The organism is Moorena sp. SIO3I6, from assembly GCF_010672095.1.
Map to the genome: position 1 here is coordinate 1 of NZ_JAAHHU010000982.1, position 1,833 is coordinate 1,833.

Here is a 1,833-nt window from a genome sequence, read left to right on the forward strand (position 1 = left end):
AACATTTTGCTGAACGAGGGTCTGCGGGCTTGGATGGCTCCGGCAGACCAACCTCACCAAAACTTTGAGTTCCCTGAGGAAGTACTGCCTCGCGGTAACGCTCTGTAACACTCCAAGGCGGAACCAGAATTAAGGTTAGCGCTTGGATTTTCTCAAAGCCCCACCTCCTGGTGGGGCTTTGAGCAGTTCTAGAAAAAGAAAACTGGAAGGCTCTGAGCAAGATTAGGCGAATTTATCATGATCCTAGTTTGCAGAGGTTGCAATTTGATCGATAGTCTGTTAACTTAAGGAAAGGTGATAATCCTGGAAAGGTAAAAAAAACCGCTTAGGGATTAAAGGAGGTGATGCCCATGGAAGATAGTAGTAAAATCATGGGTCATCTGGTTGGAGTTAGCCGGCTGTGCGCCGGGGCTGTTCTCTAGGAGTTAGCTGGATTCTCTACGGAGAATCTATATGACTGCTTAGGCAGGGCTACCTAAGAGTTCCTCTCGGCAGCCTGGTTTCAATCAGAAGACCCGCTAGACCGCTCTCACACCAGGTGTTATGGATTAACCAAAACACTAGCCGTGAGAGCGGATAGTTTTTTGTATGGGATTGTTTAAGGAGTGCATCTAAGAATCATGGCTCAACTACTCAGTGATGCAGAAATTAAAGCCAAGGCGAGTCAGCTAGAAGACTGGAGTGTGGAAGGGAAAACCCTGCGTAGTAATAAGACATTCAAGGGTTTTGTAGAAGCGATCGCGTTTGTGAATAAACTTGTTAACCCATCTGAAGCGGCAGAACACCATCCTGACCTAGAGATTTCCTACAATAAGGTAACGATTACTTTAACCACTCATGATAGTGGTGGCTTAACCTCGAAAGATTTTGACCTAGCGCAAGTTATTTCAGAGCTGGGTTAATATGCTTTAAATAACTCTAAATAAGTGACAATCGCCTTAGCAATAGACCCCAAGCCAGAAGAAGTTCATCCACTGGCAAAAGAAAAAAAGTTTGTATAGCACTTTGTCGATAAAGGCTATAGTATAAGAATTGTTCCTCTAATAAATTGTTCCTGTAATAGGTTAATAGGTTTTATCGCAATAGCGCTGATTCTTAGATAAAACCAAATACCGGTTTAGGCTGTGGAAAATCGGCTAGCTGGAAATTAACAACGCCAACAAGAAAAAAGTAACGATCCAGCTAGGAATTTCTATAGTCAAGGTAGGTCGGGAAGTTTTGAACCTTCCCAAACGGGATGATGTATTCAATAACCGTGAAGATATCATACCGTAAGCATTACGAGATGTGGCTAATGCCCTCGGTTGTAACATCAGCTTAGTATCCTCCGTGATTAATCCGGAGGAGAGTTCAATAATTTTAAAGGTGTGAGGATTAAGAGAAGATGTCTAAACTACTGTTGAAGTCCCTACTGATAAGTCCTGCTGTAGTGGGTGCTGCTCTCGCCCTTGGTACCAATGAGGTACAGGCAGCCAACAAGGCCAACTCGTTAACAGTTGAGAGTCAAGTTACTACGGAAGCTGCCCCACTTCAAGCTGTCCCAGTAAAGACAATTGCGATCGCTCTTCAGAGCGCGCCAAAGGCGAACGCGGCGGCCCCCACTGCCCCAGAAGTAAAGGATACGCCAGTTTTTTCCACGGAGATGGGCTCCAGCTTGGGTGAGGGAACATCATTAACTTTAAAGGCCGATACCCTAGTTCCTAAGGTAGACGTACCGGAGGCAGAAACAAAAATAGCCCAAGCCGTACCCTCAGCCTCAGATAACAGCCAGCTGTTAAATCAAATTCAACGCTACGGTAAAGAAGGTAGTAACAGCCAAGATCAGGTAACTAG

Annotated in this window: 1 protein-coding gene and 2 pseudogenes; all 3 read left to right on the forward strand. The window is 44.9% G+C overall.

Features of this window, described 5'->3' with window-relative positions:
- Positions 1-108: pseudogene (locus F6K49_RS45200) on the forward strand (photosystem II protein D2); the annotation flags it as partial.
- Positions 109-620: 512 nt separating this feature from the next.
- On the forward strand, positions 621-902 hold the full coding sequence (locus tag F6K49_RS45205) for a 4a-hydroxytetrahydrobiopterin dehydratase (RefSeq protein ID WP_293108671.1): 282 nt from the start codon (positions 621-623) through the stop codon (positions 900-902).
- 482 nt (positions 903-1,384) lie between these two features.
- Positions 1,385-1,833 (forward strand): annotated as a pseudogene (locus tag F6K49_RS45210) (S-layer protein); the annotation flags it as partial.